Here is a 16,981-nt window from a genome sequence, read left to right on the forward strand (position 1 = left end):
TGAACCTGGGCGGACTGCCGGCCTTGACGTCGTCCACGAACGTGCTGCCGCCGCCGAGCAGTTTGCCGGCCCCGTCGCGCAACAACGCGTTCACCGCTCCCGGCGCGACCTTCGTGAGCGGCGGGCTCAGCGGGTCGTGATCTCGCTGACGGACAGGTTGCCCCAGGTGTGGTTGGCGGCCTTGACGACCAGGCGCACCTGGGTGGTCGTGACCGGGGCGGGCAGCGGCACCGGGCGGCGTTCGACCGTGGCGGTGTTGCTCGCCCAGGTGATCGCCGCGCCGGCCGCCTGGGTCACCCAGGCCGAGCCGTTCCAGGTCTGGACGTCGAGGGAGGTGATGCCCTGGCCCTGGCCGAAGTGGGTGGCCAGCACGACCTCGCCGACCGTTCTGGGGTTGGGGAAGGTGAGGGTGATGGTGCCCGGATAGGTGACGCCGGAGGACGGGCTGGCCCAGGTCGCGTAGTCCCAGCCGTCGGTGAGGGCGGCGGGCGTGGTGCTCTGGCCGTTGCCGAAGGAGGTGGTCGCGGTGGCGGCCGGCTCCGACAGGCCCGCGCCCGCCGTCCGCTGGACGGCGCCGAGGTCGGGCATGCCCGAGGGCAGGGCCGTGCCGGAGACGTCACGGCCGCCGTCGGAGGCGATCTCCAGGCCCTGCCGCAGGACCGGGGACGACGCGGACGGAAGGTATCCGGACAGGTCGGACAGTGAGCCGGCGGTGCCAGGGGCGGTCAGCTGCGGGTTGCCGGACAGGGCGGCCTTGTCGCCGCCGGGGACCGGGCCGGAGTGGTAGAGGTTGCGGTCGTACTGCACGACGCCGCTGTCGTTGTAGGGGAGGTTGGCGCCGTTGTGGATGACGTTGTTGCGCAGCCGGATGTTGCTCACCGAGCTGCTCCACACCTTGACCAGGCTGAACGACGCCCGGTCCGGGTGGTTCTGAATGAACGGCGTCAGCGGCACCCAGATGGTGTTGTTGTAGGCGTCGATGTTCCTGGTGTTGGTGGAGAAGGCGAAGACCTGGTTGGCGTCGTTCTGGCTGACGTTGTAGCGGATGGTCGCCTCGGCCGGTCCGGTGCCGGTCGAGACGGCGATGAAGAAGCCGCCCTCGTTGTCGTGGCTGAAGTTGTACTGGACCAGGCTGCGGTGGACGGAGGCGTCGGCGTCGAAGGCGTTGCCGTCGCTGGACAGGCCCCAGTACTTCGTCCCGGACACCTCGTTGAACTGGACCACGGTGTCGTCGGCCCCGGCCCACCAGATGCCGACGTTGCCGTGGTTCTGCGCGGTCCTGGCGACCCGGTTGCGCTCGATGAGCGCGCCCTGGGCCTGCATGACGGTGATGCCGCCCGCCGAGATGTCGTGCACGTCGTTGCCGCGGACGACCACGCCCGTGCTCGGCGTCCAGGGCCGGTAGTCGGCGGCGGGGATGCCCATGAGGTCGCTCCACAGGGACGTCCAGCCTTCGCGCTGCATCCACTGCGACCAGGTGACGATCCCGTACGAGCGGGAGTCGGCGACCTCGTTGCCCTCGATGAGCAGGTCCTGGTAGTAGGTGGCGGTGTTCTTGCCCAGGGCGCTGACGATGATGCCGCCCGCGGACGGGTTGGAGGACTGCGAGCCGGAGGCGGCGCCCTGGATCGCGTGCACGTAGTTGCCGCGCACGGTGATCCGGGGGACGGCGCCGAGGTCGGTCGCGGTGACCGCGATGCCGATGCGCGGCGTGCTTCCCGATCCGGTGTTGGTCACCTCGAACCCGTCGAGGACGACGTCGTGCAGGTCGGCGAGCTTGACGGCCGCGTCCACGACGCCGCCGCCCGCGATGGACGGCCGGGATCCGGCGCCGTAGGAGGTGAAGGTGACCGGGCTGCCGGCCGTGCCCGAGCCGCGCGGCGCGAGACGGCCGGTCCACTGGCCGCCGGCCTTGAAGCGGACGGTGTCGCCGGGCTGGAACGTCTGGGCGTTGACCTTGTCCAGGGTGCGCCAGGCGGTGGACGGGGAGTGCCCGTCGGCGGAGTCGTCGCCGGCGGGGTCGACGTAGTAGGAGGTGGCGGCATAGGCGGGGGTGGGCGCGGCCACGAAGGTCAGGACCAGTGCGGCGCACGGTAAGAGAACTCGGAACACGGCAACTCCTTGGGAGATGACGGTCGGGCGCCCGAGTTACTAATTAATCAAGCTTTAATATCTTGCCTGAAGAGGGTCAGGTCAAGAGGGAGATCCACGTCGTAGAGAAGCTCGTCCACGTGGTTGAGCGCGTGCCGTACGGCGCCGAGCACGACGGCCTGGTCGGCGAGCGTGGAGATGGCCAGGGCGGGCGGTTCGAGGCAGAGCGGGTCCAGGTGCCGCCGCAGCGGCTCCATGAGCACGTCGCCGGAGCGCGAGACGCCGCCGCCCACCACCACGAGGTCGGGGTCCACGGTCAGGACGATGGCGGCGATGCCCTCGGCCAGGTCGTGCGCGTACTGCTCGACGGCCCACCGGGCGGCGGGGTCGCCCTCCCTGGCCGCGGCGAAGACCAGCCCGGCCACCTCCTCCGGCGCGGCCTCGGGGGCGAAGCGCGCCAGGTGGTCGGGGGCGCGGTGCCAGCCGACCAGGTGCAGCGCGCCGATCTCCCCGGCCATGCCGCGCCCGCCGCGGTGCAGCTCGCCGCGCACCAGCATGCCCGCGCCGGTGCGCACGCCGGACAGCACGAACACCACGTCGTCCACCTCGCGGGCCACCCCGGCCCACCGTTCGGCCAGGGCCGCGAGGTTGCAGTCGTTCTCCACCAGGATCCGGCAGGGGTAGTCGCGGCCCACCTCCGCCGCCAGGTCGAGGCCCGTCCACTCGGGCAGCCCCACGCACAGGCGGACCGTCCCGGACGGGCTCACCACGCCGGTGGTGCCCACCGCCACCGACAGCACCTGGTCCGCGGTGACGCCGGCCTCCCGCAGCGCGGCCGCCATCGTCGCGCGTACGGCCGCCAGCCGCTCGGCCCTGCCGTAGTCGGCCTGGACGCGGGTGAAGCCGAGGCCGACGGCGTGGCCCTCCAGGTCGGTCACCTGCGCGCGGACGCTGGAGGAGCCGATGTCGACGCCGACGACGTAGCCGGTCGCGGCCCGGAACCGGTAGAGGCGGGCCGGCCTGCCCATCTGGCCGGCCTCGGGCGCGACCTCCTCCAGCCAGCCGTGCGTGTGCAGCTCCTCGACCAGGCCCTCCACGGTCGGCCTGGACAGCCCGGCACGACGGGCCAGGTCGGTGAGCGGGACGACGCCCGCCGCGCGGATCGCCCGCAGCGTCGCGATCATGTTGATCCGCCGCAAGCGATGTGCGTCGCTTCCCTGGAGCGCGACCTTCCGCATGGACCCCCCTTGACAGTGCTGCCTGGCGACCAATACAAACAGGGACTAATAAAAACAGCTTTAATTACTATGTGGCAAACCGGAAGGACATCGATGTCGGAACCCGACGTCACGCTCGCCGTCGCGGGCGCTGGGCTGCGGAGCACCCTGTACGCCCGCCGGGCCCTGGCGACCGGCCGCGCGAGGGTCGTGGCCGTCGCCGAACCTGATCCGCGCCGCCGCGCCGCCTTCGCCGCCGAGCACGGCATCGCGCCCGGCAACGTCTTCGCCGACTGGACCGACCTCCTGGCTGCGGGCAGGCTGGCCGACGCCATGATCATCGGCACCCAGGACCGCATGCACGTCGAGCCCGCGGTCGCCGCGGCCGACCTCGGCTACCACATCCTGCTGGAGAAGCCGATGGCCCCCACCGAGGAGGAGGCCGGGCGCATCACCGAGGCCGCCGAGCGCAACGGGGTCATCCTGGCGGTCTGCCACGTCATGCGGTACACGCACTACACCCGCGCGCTCAAGTCGCTCGTCGACGAGGGCGCCGTCGGCCAGATCATGAACATCCAGCACCTGGAGCAGGTCGGCTGGTGGCACCAGGCGCACTCCTTCGTCCGCGGGAACTGGCGCAACGAGGCCGAGTCTGCTCCGCTGCTGCTGGCCAAGGCCTGCCACGACCTCGACTGGATGGCCTACATCAAGGGCAGTCTGCCGCAACGGGTGTCCTCCTTCGGCGATCTCGTCTATTTCCGCGAGGAGCAGGCCCCGGCCGGCGCCACGGCCAACTGCCTCGACTGCCCGGTGGAGGCCACCTGCCCGTACTCGGCCAAGCGGCTGTACCTGGGCTGCCTGGGCGATCCGGACAAGGAGTGGTGGCCGCTGTCGGCGGTCACCGCCGACCACACCGAGCAGGGCGTGCTGACCGCGCTGGGCGAGGGCCCCTACGGCCGGTGCGTGTTCGCCTGCGACAACGACGTGGTCGACAGCCAGGTGGTGAACCTGCAGTTCGCCGACGGCACCACCGCCTCGCTCACGGTCACCGCCTTCGCCGCCCTGGAGCACCGCAAGACCCGGATCTTCGGCACGCACGGCTCCATCGAGGGCGACGGCGTGCGCCTGCGCCTGCACGACTTCCTCACCGACGAGATCACGGTGATCGACACGCAGAGCGGCGACGGGGCCTCGATGGCCGGCGGCCACGGAGGCGGCGACGACGGCCTGATGGACGCCTTCCTCGACGCCGTGGCCGCCGGCGACCCGGCGATGATCCGTTCCAGCGGTCACGAGAGTTTGGCCACGCACCGCGTGGTGTGGGCGGCCGAGCGCGCCCGCCTGTCCGGCACGGTGATCACTCTCGCCGAGCACTCCCCCCTTGAAAGGTGACAACCATGACCAACGTCCTCTCCCGGACGGCCGCGCTGGTGGCGGTCGGCGCGCTGGCGTTCGGCGTGGCCGCGTGCGGCAACAAGAACAGCGGCGCCCCGGCCGGGCAGGCCGGGCAGAAGTCCCTCGTCTACCGCTCCTCCTGGGGCGAGCAGGAGCCGCAGGCCAAGATCTTCAAGGCGATTCTGGACGACTTCGCCAAGCAGAACAACGTCAAGGTGGACGCGAAGTTCGTCGGCCGCAAGGGCACCGAGAACCTGCCCACCGAGATGGCCGCCGGCCAGGGCCCCGACCTGTTCGACGTCGCGACCGACAACCTGCCCGGCTGGCGGGCCCAGAACCTGAACGCCCCGCTGGACGACCTGCTCACCAAGCAGGTGCCCGGCGAGGGCAAGACCGTCGGCGACGTGCTGCCCGACTCGGTCCGGCAGGCTGCCTCCGACGACAAGGGGATGGGCTTCGTCCCGCACACGGTGATCTCCACCGCCGTCTGGTACGACGCCGCCAAGCACCCCGGCCTGGCCGCCAGCCCGCCGCGCAGCTGGGAGGACCTGATCGCCTTCCTCGACAAGGAGAAGGCCGACGGCAGGACCGGCATCGGCCAGGACGGCACCATCCCGTTCTACAACGTCTACTGGTTCTACTCGGCCCTGGTCCGCGCCAACGGCGCCGGCAGCCTGCTGGCCCTGTCCAAGGACGCCGCGGCCTGGGACAAGCCCGAGGTGCTCGCCGCCGCCAAGCAGGTCGAGCAGCTCACCAAGGGCGGCTACTTCCAGAAGGACCACATGGCCACCAAGTACCCGGCCGCGCAGGACGACTGGGCGCAGGGCAACTCCAGCCTGAACATCAACGGCACCTGGCTGGCCAGCGAGGTCAAGACGAAGACCCCGGCCGGCGCCAAGATCCGCTCCTTCCAGCTCCCGGCGGGCGGTAAGAACTCCGTCGAGGTCGGCGCGCTCGGCTGGGGCGTCAACGTCAAGGGCAAGAACGTCGAGACGGCCAAGGAGTTCCTGGCCTTCGCACTGCAGAGCAAGTACCTGGGCCGCATCTCCACCGAGGCGCTCAACATCCCCTCGCGTCCCGACATCCCGGCCCCCGACTTCCTGGCCGACGTCCAGAAGGCGATCTCCGAGGCGCCCGCGGTGCACAAGACCTACGACACCCTGGCCGCCGACAAGTCCTACTGGGTCGACCTGCTGCTGCCCCTGGACGACCAGCTCATGGCGGGCAAGATCGACGCCGCCGAGTTCGTCGCGCAGGGCAAGAAGAAGACCGCCGACTACCTCGCGAACAAGGGCTGACATGGCATACGGCTCCCTCGTTGCGGAGACGGCGCTCCCGTCGCGGGATCCGTACCGCGGCAAGGTTCTGCGGCCGGCGCGGGAACGGGCCTTCTGGCCCTTCCTGCTGCCCGCGCTCGCGCTCTACACGCTGCTGTTCGTGCTGCCCTCCTTCTACGGGGTGTGGGTCAGCCTCTACCGGTGGGCCGGGCCCGGCGCCGAGATGGAGTGGCGCGGCCTGCGCAACTACCAGGCGCTGCTGCGCAGCGACGCGTTCCTGCAGTCGTTCGCCAACACCTTCCTGCTGGCGGTCGCGGGCGGCGCCCTGGTCTTCGGGATCACGTTCCTGTCGATGATGGCGCTGCGCCACCTGAAGGGACGGGCCTTCATCCGGTCCGTCGTCTTCCTGCCGATGATCATCTCGGCGATCGCGGTCGGCGCCGCGGTCGGGTTCCTGCTCAACCCCGGCGGCGTGGTCAACCAGATCCTGGGCTGGGCGGGCATCGACGGGCTGCCCTGGCTCGGCCCCGACCTGGTGTTCAGGTGCGTCATCGGCGGCCTGGTGTGGTCCTCCACCGGTTTCTACATCGCGCTGATGATGTCGGCCGTGGACGGCATCCCGCCCCACCTGTACGAGGACGCGGTGCTCGGCGGCGCGACCAAGTGGGAGCAGTTCCGCCACATCACCCTGCCGCTCACCTGGGACGTGTTCGCCGTCGCCGCCGTGTTGTGGGTGGTCAACAGCCTCAAGGTGTTCGAGATCGTGATCGCCTTCACCACCGGCGGCACGCCCGGCGCCCCGCCGCTGCAGGCCAGGACCGTGGCCGTGCAGCAGTACACGGTGATCACCGGGGGCGGCGTGCCCGAGCTGGGGTCCGGCGCCGCGATGGGCGTGGTGGTGACCCTGATCACCATCGTGCTCATCGTCCTGGTCCGCCGCATCACCCGCCGAGAGAGCGTGGAGCTGTCATGACGACCGTCCCCCCGGTGAGGCGTCCCCTGGCCCGGCTGGTGGGCGACCTCCTGCTGCCCCGCCTGACGGCCGTCGCCCTGTGGGCGTGGGTGGCCTTCAACCTGGCCCTGGTCGCCTGGGTCGGCCTGCAGTCGCTGAAGTCCTCGGGCGAGGTGTGGCTGCACCCGTTCGCGCTGCCGGCCTCCCCCGCCTGGGAGAACTACGACTCGGCCTGGCAGGCCGGCCAGTTCTCGGCCGCGGCGCTCAACAGCGTCGTCCTGACCGCGCTCGGCTCGTTCCTCATCGTCGCGATCGCGGCGCCCGCCGCCTACGCGCTGTCGCGTTCGTCGCGGCGGATCGCCGGCCCGATCACCGGGTTCTTCGCCATGGGGCTGAGCATCCCGCTGCAGACCATGGCGATCCCGATCGTGGTGGCCAAGCTGTCGGTCTACACGTTCATGGAGGACTGGGTCACCGGCTGGTGGGACAACCGCATCACGCTGCTGGTGTTCGAGGTCGTCCTGTCGCTGCCGTTCGCGGTGTTCGTCCTGACCGGGTACTTCCGGTCGCTGCCCAAGGAGGTCGAGGAGGCCGCCGAACTGGACGGCGCCGGGCCGCTGACCTCGTTCGTGCGGGTCATCGCGCCGCTGGCCCGGCCCGGGCTGACGACCGTGCTCGTGCTCAACGTGATCGGCCTGTGGAACTCCACCCTGCTGGTCCTGATCATCACCCCGCTGCCCGAGGAACGCACCCTGCCGGCGGCCCTGCTCAACCTGTACTCGACCATGCAGTACAGCTCCGACTGGGGTGGCCTGTTCGCCGGGATCGTGATCCTCATCTATCCGATGGTCATCCTCTACATCTGGCTCGGCCGGCGCGTCGTCGAAGGCATGACCGCCGGGATCGGCAAATGACCTGGAAAGGACGCCCCCTCTTGCGCGTCATCGTCACCGCGCTGACCCTGTTCGCCGGACTCCTGGCCGCCACCCCGGCCCAGGCCGCGAACGGCACCACCTACTACGTCGACGCCTCGGCCGGGAACGACTCGGCCGACGGATCGAGCCCGGCCACCGCCTGGCGGAGCCTGGACAAGGCGAGCGAACTGACGCTCGGCCCCGGCGACCGGCTGCTGTTCAGGGCCGGACAGCGCTGGACCGGCCGGCTCACGATCAAGGGCGCCGGCGCGCCCGGCCGCCCGGCGACCGTCGGCTCCTACGGCCAGGGCGCCAAGCCGCTGATCGAGGGCGGCGGGCTGGACGGCGCCGCGGTCACCATCAGCGACGTGCACGACTTCGTCGTGGACGGCCTCCAGGTGACCAACAGCGACGGCCGGCCCGTCTACCGCACCGGCGTCAACCTGTACGCCAAGGACGCCGGCAGGCTGGCCGACGTCACCCTGCGCAACCTCGACATCCACGACGTGGACGGCGCCGGCGGCCACAGCGTCGCCACCGCCGGACTGCTGGTCTCGATCAGGGGCAACAGCGTCCCGACCTTCTTCGACCGGCTGGTCATCGAGGACAACGAGATCTCGAAGATCGGCTCCTACGGGTTCATCATGTGGTCCACCTGGTCCCGCCGCAACGGCATGACCAGCCTCTACCCGGCCGAGACCGGCATCCCCGACAGCGAGGTGAACACCTGGACGCCGAGCACGGGCGTCGTCGTCCGCGGCAACCGCGTCCATGACGTGACCGGCGGCGGCATCACCCCGATGCACACCAAGGGCGCGCTCGTCGAGGGCAACAAGGTCGAGCGGGCGGTGACCGGCCGGACCAAGCCGACCGGTGGCAACGTCGGCATCTGGTGGCAGGGCAACGACGATCTCGTCGTCCAGCGCAACGAGGTCAGCGGCACCGGGTTCAACGGGCCGGGCTCCGACGGGCACGGCTTCGACGCCGACGCCGACAACAACCGCAGCCTCGTGCAGTACAACTACAGCCACCACAACGACGGCGGGTTCTTCATCGCCGTCTCCTTCGCCGGCGCACCCACCCGCGACACCGTGGTCCGCTACAACGTCAGCGAGAGCGACGGCTACGAGGTGTTCGGGCTGTCGACCGCCACCCAGGGCACCGACCTGCACAACAACACCGTCTACGCCGACGGCCGGGTGGTCGAGGTCAAGCCGCCGCTGGCCGGGGCCGGCAAATATCCGCTGGGCAAGGTCGTGCGGATCTACAACGACGCCGCGGGCGTCAAGGTGCGCGACAACGTCTTCCTCAACGCGGCCGGCGCCGGGTTCGACGGCAAGAACGGCGCGGTCTACGACCACAACCTCTACTGGGGCACGCCGCAACCGCCGACGGGGCCCGACCACCGGGCGATCGTGGCCGACCCGAAGCTGGCCTCGCCCGGCTCCGGCGGCCTGGCCGGCTACCGGCCGCTGGACGGCTCGCCGGTGTCCGACGCGGGCGTGAGCCTGCCCGCCGTCGCCGACCTGGCCGGCACGCCCGTCCCCGACGCGGCCCCCGATCTCGGCGCCTACCAGCGGGCCGTCCCGCTCCCCCGGGTGAGCAGCACGTTCACGCCCAAGGGCCACCTGGAGCGGCTGGCCGACCGCGACCCGGCCACGTTCTGGCAGAGCGGGCCCAAGCCGGCCTTCCCCGGCAATGTCGACCTGACCTACGCCCTGCCCCGCACCTTCAGCCGGGTCGAGGTGACCGGCGCGCCGGACCTCGCGTTCGACGTCCAGACCTCCGAGGACGGCCGTACCTGGCAGACCAGGGCGACCGGCGCGAAGCAGGCCGTCACGCTCCCCGCCGAGGTGACCACCCGCCGGGTTCGGCTGGTCGTCACGGGCGAGGGGCGCTTCCGGATCGGCGAGGTGCGGCTGAGCGTGCCCGCCGCCACCGAGTCGTACCTGCCGCCCGGCGGCGTCCCGGTGGCGACCTCGTCGTTCCCGTCGGCGTCCGCGCTGGAGAACCTGATCGACGGCGACCCCGGCACGCCGTGGGCCTCGGCCTCGACCGGCGTGACCCTGCCCGGCGACATCACCGTGGACTACCGCGCGCCGCGCGCCGTCTCCGAGGTCACCCTGCACACCGCCTGGGCCAAGGGGCAGGGCATCACCGACGTGTCGTTGCAGACCTGGGACGGCGGCTCCTGGGTCACCCAGGTCGACCACCACCTGATCGACTGGCCGTCCAGCAGCGCTACCGTCGAGACCAGCACGATGCGGCTGCCCGCGCCGGTGACCATCCAGAAGATCCGGCTGATCGTCCACAAGGCGAATCTCGAATGGGGCAACCTCGCCCTCTACGAGATCGTCACCCGCTGACCGGACCAGAAGAGAGAAGAAGGCATGACTCAGGTGCTGTCGGGAGCGATGCATTACTTCCGGGTCCTTCCGGAGCAGTGGCGGCAGCGCCTGGCCATGCTGCGGGCCATGGGCCTGGACACCGTCGAGACGTACGTCGCCTGGAACCTGCACGAACCCCGGCCCGGCCACTTCGACTTCACCGGCCAGGCCGACCTGGGCCGCTTCCTGGACCTGGCGGCCGAGCAGGGGCTGCGGGCGATCGTGCGGCCGGGGCCCTACATCTGCGCCGAATGGGACAACGGCGGCCTGCCCTGGTGGCTGCTCGCCGACCGGGACGCGCGGCTGCGCTGCCACGACGAGACCTTCCTCGGCCACGTCGGGCGCTTCTTCGACGAGGTGATCCCGATCGTCGCCGCCCGGCAGGTCACCCGCGGCGGCAACGTGTCCATGATCCAGGTCGAGAACGAGTACGGCTCCTACGGCTCCGACCGCCGCTACCTGGCCTGGCTGGCCGACGGGCTGCGGGAGCGGGGCCTGGACGTGCCCCTGTTCACCTCCGACGGCGCGATCGACCACATGCTGACCGGCGGCACCCTGCCGGGCGTGCGGGCGACGGTGAACTTCGGCTCCGACCCCGAGGGCTCCTTCGCCGAGCTGGCCCGCTTCCGGCCCGACGACCCGCCGGCGTGCATGGAGTTCTGGAACGGCTGGTTCGACCACTGGGGCGACACCCACACCACCAGGGACGCCGCCGAGGTGGCCGGCATCCTGGAACGCATGCTCGCCGCGGGCGCGTCGGTCAACCTCTACATGGCGCACGGCGGCAGCAACTTCGGCACCTGGGCCGGCGCCAACCTGGGAGGCGACCTCCAGGACCGGGAGTACCAGCCGACCGTCACCTCCTACGACTACGACGCGCCGATCGACGAGCGCGGCGCGCCGACCGAGAAGTTCTGGGCCTTCAGGAAGGTGCTGGCCGCCCACTCCCGGGGCCCGGTGCCCGAGCCGGAGCCGCTGCCGCCGACCCTCCCGCCCGGCGCCGTCGAGCTGACGCAGTCGCTGCGGCTGTTCGACGCGCTCCCCCAGGACGTGGTCCGCTCGGCGCGGCCGCCGACGTTCGAGGAGCTCGGGCTGGCCCACGGGCTGGTGCTCTACCGGGCCACCGTCCACGGGCCGCGGCGGCCGTACGAGCTGCACGTGGACGGCCTGGCCGACCGGGCGCACCTGTTCGTGGACGGCGAGCCGGTGGCGGTGCTCGAACGGGACCGGCTGACCGGTGTGCCCGTCGCGGTGCCCGGACCGTCGGCGGTCGTCGAGCTGCTGGTCGAGTCGATGGGCCGGGTCAACTACGGGCCGCGGCTGGGCGACCGCAAGGGCATCGTCGGCGGCGTGCGGCACGAACGCCAGTACGTCCACGACTGGGAGGCGGTGCCGATCCCGCTGGACGACGTGTCGGGGCTGCCGTGGGGCCGTACGGGCGCGACGACCGGGCCGGTCTTCCACCGCGGCACGCTCACCGTGGCCGAGCCGCGCGACGCCTACCTCGCCCTGCCCGGCTGGACCAAGGGCTACGTCTGGATCAACGGGTTCTGCCTGGGCCGCTACTGGGACCGGGGACCCCAGCGCACCCTCTACCTGCCCTGGCCGCTGCTGCGCGAGGGCGCCAACGAGATCGTCGTCCTGGAGCTGGACGGCTGCCAGGAGCCGGTCGTGGAGATCCGGGAGGAGGCCGACCTTGGGTAACCCGCGTCCGGTCGTCGTCCCCCGCCTCCAGCACTGGGACGGCGGCACCGGTTCCCTCCCGCACGGCCGGCTGGCCAGGGTCGTGGGCGACGAGCCCGCCCTGCGCGAGCGGCTCGTCCGGGAGATCGGGCACCTCACCGGCCTGACCCTCACCGCCGCCGGGGGCCCGGCGCGCGCCGGGGACGTCGTCCTGACCCTCGACCCCGCGCTGACGTGCGAGGCGGGCGGCGACCGCTTCGCCGAGGAGGGCTACCTGCTCGACGTCACCGGCGAGCAGGTCCGGATCTCGGCGCCCACGCCCACCGGCCTGTTCTACGGCACGCGCAGCCTGCTGCAGATCCTGCGCACCACCGCCGAGCTGCCGGTGGGCGGCGCCGCCGACTGGCCCGACTACCCGGTGCGCGGTTTCGTGCTGGACGTGGGCCGCCGCTTCTTCACCCCCGGCTTCATCCGCGAGCGGCTGGCCGTCATGGGCTGGTTCAAGCTCAACGAGCTGCAGCTGCACCTCAACGACAACGGTTTCCTGGACCCCGGCGGCACCTGGGACGACGTACAGGCGGGCTTCCGCCTGGTGCCCGGCGACCCCGCGCTGGCCGGGCTCGCCTCGGCCGACGGCGCCTACGACCGGGCGGACTGGGACTCCTTCGAGGACACGGCGGCGGCCAACGGCGTCACCGTCGTCCCCGAGATCGACGCGCCCGCCCACGCGCTGGCGCTCGTCCGGTTCCGTCCCTCGCTCGGGCTGGGCGACGACCACCTGGACCTGTCGAAGCCGGCGGCCACGCAGTTCGTCAAGGACCTGTTCACCGAGTTCGCCCCCTGGTTCCGCGGCCCCCACGCGCATTTCGGCGCCGACGAGTACCTGGCCGACGAGCCGCGCTACAAGGAGTTCTTCAACGCGATGGCGGCCCATCTGCGGGCGCTGGGCAAACGCCCGCGCGCCTGGGGCAGCCTGACGAGGATGGCGGGCGGCGTCCCCGACGGCTACGACCGGGACGTGGTGGTCAACTGCTGGGCCACCGTCTGGTACGGCCCGCACGAGGCCGGGCGGGACGGCCACTCCTTCATCAACACCAGCGACTCCCTGCTGTACGTCGTCCCGGCCGCCACCTACTACCACCCCGACGGCCTGGACGGCGAGCACCTGTACGAGCACTGGGCGCCGCACGTCTTCCCCGACGGCCAGAGCGTCGCCCCAGGCGATCCGCGGCTGCTCGGCGCCATGTCGGCGGTGTGGAACGACATCACCGCGGCGCCCTACACCGAGGACGACGTACGCGACCTGATCGAGCCGACCTTCGCCGTCCTGGCCCAGAAGATGTGGAGCGGCGCGGGCGGCCTGCCGTACGACGCCTTCACCGAAGCCGTACGGCGGGCCGGCGGCCCGGTCCCCGGCTGAGGCCACCGGGCGGCTGACGGCGTTGTCGCCGCAGGAGTTGCGGATCGTCCGGCCGACCGCTCGACCTCGCGTGACCCTGCCCCTGACGGGGGAGCCGGTTCCCCCTCGGGAGGGAGACCGCGGGCGGGCCGCCCGGCCTACCGTGGACGGCCATGAGATCAACCACTCGGCCGGCGCTGCTGGCCGCGGGCTGGGCCGCCGCGGCCGCGCTCGCGCTGGTCGCGCCCGGGAACCTGGTCATGCGGGTGGCGTTCGGCAAGCTCGACGACCCCTTGCTCGTCCGGCAGGCGCTGTTCGCCGCGCTGGGGGTGCTGGTGGCGCTGGCGACCGTCCGGTTCGGCACGCGTACCGCCGCGCGACCGCACGAACGCCGGGCCGACGGGACGGTCCGTCCCGCGCTCTGGGCCAGGGCGGCGACCTGGACGGCGGCCGGCCTGCCGGTGCTGGGCTTCTCGGTCCCGCACCTGCTGTGGGGGCTGGGCCTGCCGCTCGGCGTGGCGGAGGGCTCCCGCGCGGGGCTGGCGGAGCTGGGCGGCTCGGCGGTGTTCTGGGCGCTGCTCGTCGCCGGGCCGGTGGCCGGGGGCCTGCTCACGTTGGGGCTGATCGCCCGATGGGGGCAGATCTTCCCGCGGTGGGTGCCCGTCGTGGGAGGGCGGCGGGTGCCGCGCGGGCTCGCGGTGGTCCCGGCGGCGGCCGTCGGCCTGCTGGTCGGCCAGTACGGCGCGATGATGACGAGCTGCCTGACGTTCGGCGTCACCCGCGCGTGCGCGCCCGGCGGCGGCGCGGAGGTCCTCGACGGGAGCTGGGGGTTCGCCGGGACGTACCCGGTCTTCCTGCTCTGGGGGACGTCTCTGCTCGCCGCCGCCGCCGGTCACCTCCACACGACCGCGCGGGCGCCGCTCAGTGGGTCATGACGTGCTTGCGGCGCGGGGGCTTGCCGTAGCCGAGCACGCCCATCATGCCCTGCTCCTGGTGGTAGAGGTTGTGGCAGTGGAACATCCACTCGCCGGGGTTGTCGGCGTGCACGTCGATGCTGATCCGCTTGTACGGCATCACGTTCACGGTGTCCTTCCTCGGCCCGCCACGCTCGGTCGCCCGGACCTGGAAGGTGTGGCCGTGCAGGTGCATCGGATGCCACATGTGCGTGTCGTTGTGCAGGACGATCCTGATCGTCTCGCCCCGCTCGACCCGCAGGCGCAGCGGGTCGTCGGCGAGGCGGCCGTTGAGCGGCCACTCGCTGCCGCCGTCGGCGCGCTGGCGCCAGCCGAGCGTGACGGTGACGGTCCTGGACGGCGGGCGCAGCTGGTGGGAGCGGCGCGCCTGGAGGTCGTCGTAGCTGAGCTGCTTCCGCTGGAGCTCCGGCACCTCGCCGTCCGGCGACGGCGTCCGCGCGACGGGCGTGGTCCGCACCACCGCGAACGCCCGCCCGCTCTTGCCCTCGGCCATCGCGATCAGCGGGAACGCCCCCGCGTCGAGCGTCACGACGAAGTCGTAGCGCTCCCCCATGCCGACCACGACCGTGTCCACGGTGACCGGCTTGCACGGGAAACCGTCGGTGTGGGTGATGGTCAGGCGGTGGCCGCCGAGCGCGACCCGGAAGGCCGTGTCGGCGGCCGCGTTGATCACCCGGAACCTGGCGCGGACGCGGGGACGGCTCAGGAAGACGGTCGGCTCGTCCGCGGTGCGGCCGTTGACCAGGTAGTACGGGTAGCGCACGTGGCCGGACGTGCCGCCGAGGACGTGGCTGCTCAGGGTGTCGTCGTGCGGGGTGGTGCTCAAGGCGCTCAGCGTGTCGTCGGGAGTGCCCTTGACGCCGTCCTGCCAGTCGTCGAGGAGGACCGTGAACTCCTGGTCGTACCTCAGCGGCTCGTGCGGGTCCTCCACGATGAGCGGGCCGTACAGGCCGCGGTCGCTCTGCATGCCCACGTGGGAGTGGTAGAAGTACGTGCCGGGGTCGGGGACGGTGAACACGTAGTCGAACGTCCCGCCGGGCTTGGTCGGCCGCTGCGAGAAGCCGGGGGCGCCGTCCATCTCCGGGACGATCCTGATGCCGTGCCAGTGCACGGTGGTCGGCGCGGGCAGGTCGTTGACCAGCCTGGCCCGTACGGTGCCGCCGGCCGTGGCCCGGATGGTCGGGCCGGGCAGCACGCCGTCGTAGGCCCAGGTGGACACCTCCTGTCCGCCCAGCGACACGGTGGCGGGCGCGGCCCGCAGCACCCTCCTGGCGGGCGCCACGGCGGCGGTCCCTTCCGAAGCCGCGGCGGCGGCCGCCGGAACGGTGCCCAGGGCGGCGAACATGCCGCTGACGAACAGCCTGCGGGACACGGTCCCACGTGAATCAGTCACTACGGATCCCCCTCATCCACCTCGAAAAATAACGGAGAGTCACGACAAGAGGTGGACGCCACGCGCTGGCGGCCCGTGCAAGATCGTCGTACTCGCCCCCCGGGGCCCTCCCGACGCCGCGCCCCCGGCATACTGGCCACCGGATCATCAGACGGGAGACGTCACGCACATGGACACGCCACCATCGCAGCCGGGGGCCGGGCGGGCCGACGGACCACCCGTCCGGATCGGCGCGCTCGTCCCGCTCACCCCGCCCGGCTGGGTCGAGGCGGGCCGTCACCTGCTCGCCGGGCTGGAGCTGGCCGTCCACGAGGTCAACGAGGCCGGCGGGATCGGCGGACGGCCGCTGGAGCTGGTGGTCCGGGACACCGCGGCCGACCCGCACAGGGCCGCGGCGGCCGTGGACGACCTGGCCGGCCTGGGCGTGGCCGCGCTGGCCGGCGAGTACCACAGCGTGGTCGCCCGCGCCGCCGCCACCAGGGCCGACGCGCTCGGCCTGCCGTTCCTCTGCTCGTCGGCGGTTCTCGACGCGCTCACCGAACAGCCGACGGAGTGGGTCGCGCGCCTGGCCCCCGCGCAGTCACGCGGCTGGCGGATCTACGCGGACTTCCTCCTCGACGCGGGCCACGGCCGCGTCGCGGTGGCGACCCAGCCGAGCGTCTACTGGGCGTCGGGGACCGGCATCCTGCGCGACCGCCTCGCCGCCCGCGGCGGCACGGTCGTCGAGCTCGACATGACCGCGCTCACCCCCGCGGCCCTCTGCGACGAACTCGCCGGCAGCGGCGCGACGGCCCTGCTTCTCCTGGTCGGGCAGCCCGAGCCGGCGGTGCCGATCGTCAGGGCCGCCCGCCGCGACCGGCGGCTGGCCGGGATGCTGATCGGCGCGCCGGCCGGGCAACCGGAGTTCGCCGGGTGGGCCGGCTCGCTGGGCGGCGACGGCGCCGGGATCCCGTTCCTGCGCTACCTGCCCGAGCGTCTGGGCCCCCTCGGTGTGCGGGTCGGGACGGCGCTTCGCGAGCGGCTGGCCGGGGAGCCGTCCTTCGTGGCCTTCGAGGGCTACGACACGGTCGCCGTCCTGGCCGAGGTGCTGCGTTCCCACGGCGTGGAGCGGGCGCGCGTCGCCGGGGCGTGGCCGGACGTCGCCGTCGAGGGCACGCGGGGGCCGATCAGGTTCTCCGGTGTGCCGGGTATCGGCGTCCGGCAGTGGGCCTGGCCGCCGATCCAGGTCGCCGACCGGGACCCGGCCGACCCCGGCCGCTTCCGTACCCTGCACACCGGCTGAATCCGCGGGTCCGGCGT

At 72.2% G+C, this 16,981-nt stretch carries 12 protein-coding genes; 9 read left to right on the plus strand and 3 right to left on the minus strand.

The window, feature by feature from the left end; genetic code table 11:
* Window positions 1-126: 126 nt before the first annotated feature.
* Both AB0J97_RS49700 and AB0J97_RS49705 read right to left on the minus strand, forming a co-directional pair.
* Complete coding sequence (locus AB0J97_RS49700) at window positions 127-2,112, minus strand: right-handed parallel beta-helix repeat-containing protein (RefSeq protein ID WP_364103907.1); 1,986 nt, start codon at window positions 2,110-2,112, stop codon at window positions 127-129.
* 47 nt (window positions 2,113-2,159) lie between these two features.
* Entirely contained in the window at window positions 2,160-3,275 is a 1,116-nt protein-coding gene (locus tag AB0J97_RS49705; RefSeq protein ID WP_364103910.1) for an ROK family transcriptional regulator, read from the minus strand.
* Between the two features lie 147 nt (window positions 3,276-3,422).
* Between AB0J97_RS49705 and AB0J97_RS49710 the strand changes: the two genes are divergently transcribed.
* The 8 genes from AB0J97_RS49710 (at window position 3,423) to AB0J97_RS49745 (ending at window position 14,250) form a co-directional block, all read left to right on the plus strand.
* Complete coding sequence (locus AB0J97_RS49710; protein WP_364103913.1) at window positions 3,423-4,700, plus strand: Gfo/Idh/MocA family oxidoreductase; 1,278 nt, start codon at window positions 3,423-3,425, stop codon at window positions 4,698-4,700.
* Window positions 4,701-4,705: 5 nt separating this feature from the next.
* Window positions 4,706-6,001, plus strand: a complete 1,296-nt coding sequence (locus AB0J97_RS49715) for an extracellular solute-binding protein (RefSeq protein WP_364103916.1) — start codon at window positions 4,706-4,708, stop codon at window positions 5,999-6,001.
* A gap of 1 nt (window position 6,002) precedes the next feature.
* Complete coding sequence (locus tag AB0J97_RS49720) at window positions 6,003-6,953, plus strand: sugar ABC transporter permease (RefSeq protein ID WP_364103919.1); 951 nt, start codon at window positions 6,003-6,005, stop codon at window positions 6,951-6,953.
* Window positions 6,950-7,846: a carbohydrate ABC transporter permease gene (locus AB0J97_RS49725; RefSeq protein ID WP_364103922.1), complete on the plus strand. Its 897-nt coding sequence runs from the start codon at window positions 6,950-6,952 to the stop codon at window positions 7,844-7,846. Before AB0J97_RS49720 ends, AB0J97_RS49725 begins: the two co-directional genes overlap by 4 nt.
* A gap of 20 nt (window positions 7,847-7,866) precedes the next feature.
* A complete protein-coding gene (locus AB0J97_RS49730; protein ID WP_364103925.1) occupies window positions 7,867-10,212 on the plus strand; it encodes a discoidin domain-containing protein in 2,346 nt (781 codons plus the stop codon).
* 24 nt (window positions 10,213-10,236) lie between these two features.
* Window positions 10,237-11,937 (plus strand): beta-galactosidase family protein, encoded by a 1,701-nt coding sequence (locus AB0J97_RS49735; protein WP_364103928.1) that lies wholly within the window; start codon window positions 10,237-10,239, stop codon window positions 11,935-11,937.
* Window positions 11,930-13,336 (plus strand): family 20 glycosylhydrolase, encoded by a 1,407-nt coding sequence (locus AB0J97_RS49740; RefSeq protein ID WP_364103931.1) that lies wholly within the window; start codon window positions 11,930-11,932, stop codon window positions 13,334-13,336. The genes AB0J97_RS49735 and AB0J97_RS49740 overlap by 8 nt, the downstream gene beginning before the upstream one ends.
* 152 nt (window positions 13,337-13,488) lie before the next feature.
* Window positions 13,489-14,250: a hypothetical protein gene (locus AB0J97_RS49745; protein WP_364103934.1), complete on the plus strand. Its 762-nt coding sequence runs from the start codon at window positions 13,489-13,491 to the stop codon at window positions 14,248-14,250.
* On the opposite strand, the gene AB0J97_RS49750 is transcribed toward AB0J97_RS49745, so the two are convergent.
* A complete protein-coding gene (locus tag AB0J97_RS49750) occupies window positions 14,237-15,682 on the minus strand; it encodes a multicopper oxidase family protein (RefSeq protein WP_357708536.1) in 1,446 nt (481 codons plus the stop codon). The genes AB0J97_RS49745 and AB0J97_RS49750 overlap by 14 nt on opposite strands.
* A gap of 169 nt (window positions 15,683-15,851) precedes the next feature.
* On the opposite strand from AB0J97_RS49750, the gene AB0J97_RS49755 reads away from it, so the two are divergent.
* Window positions 15,852-16,964 carry an ABC transporter substrate-binding protein gene (locus tag AB0J97_RS49755; RefSeq protein WP_364103938.1) on the plus strand — a complete coding sequence of 371 codons (1,113 nt, stop codon included), beginning with the start codon at window positions 15,852-15,854 and terminating at the stop codon, window positions 16,962-16,964.
* Window positions 16,965-16,981 lie beyond the last annotated feature (17 nt).

The sequence above is a fragment of the Nonomuraea sp. NPDC049607 genome (assembly GCF_040675375.1).
Classification (GTDB): domain Bacteria; phylum Actinomycetota; class Actinomycetes; order Streptosporangiales; family Streptosporangiaceae; genus Nonomuraea.

Bases quoted from the DNA above. Each gene is read 5' to 3' on its own strand.
- AB0J97_RS49755 (WP_364103938.1), top strand. From the start codon at position 15,852: ATGGACACGCCACCATCGCAGCCGGGGGCCGGGCGGGCCGACGGACCA.
- AB0J97_RS49720 (WP_364103919.1), top strand. From the start codon at position 6,003: ATGGCATACGGCTCCCTCGTTGCGGAGACGGCGCTCCCGTCGCGGGAT.
- AB0J97_RS49745 (WP_364103934.1), top strand. From the start codon at position 13,489: ATGAGATCAACCACTCGGCCGGCGCTGCTGGCCGCGGGCTGGGCCGCC.
- AB0J97_RS49705 (WP_364103910.1), bottom strand. From the start codon at position 3,275: ATGATCGCGACGCTGCGGGCGATCCGCGCGGCGGGCGTCGTCCCGCTC.
- AB0J97_RS49715 (WP_364103916.1), top strand. From the start codon at position 4,706: ATGACCAACGTCCTCTCCCGGACGGCCGCGCTGGTGGCGGTCGGCGCG.
- AB0J97_RS49735 (WP_364103928.1), top strand. From the start codon at position 10,237: ATGACTCAGGTGCTGTCGGGAGCGATGCATTACTTCCGGGTCCTTCCG.
- AB0J97_RS49725 (WP_364103922.1), top strand. From the start codon at position 6,950: ATGACGACCGTCCCCCCGGTGAGGCGTCCCCTGGCCCGGCTGGTGGGC.
- AB0J97_RS49710 (WP_364103913.1), top strand. From the start codon at position 3,423: ATGTCGGAACCCGACGTCACGCTCGCCGTCGCGGGCGCTGGGCTGCGG.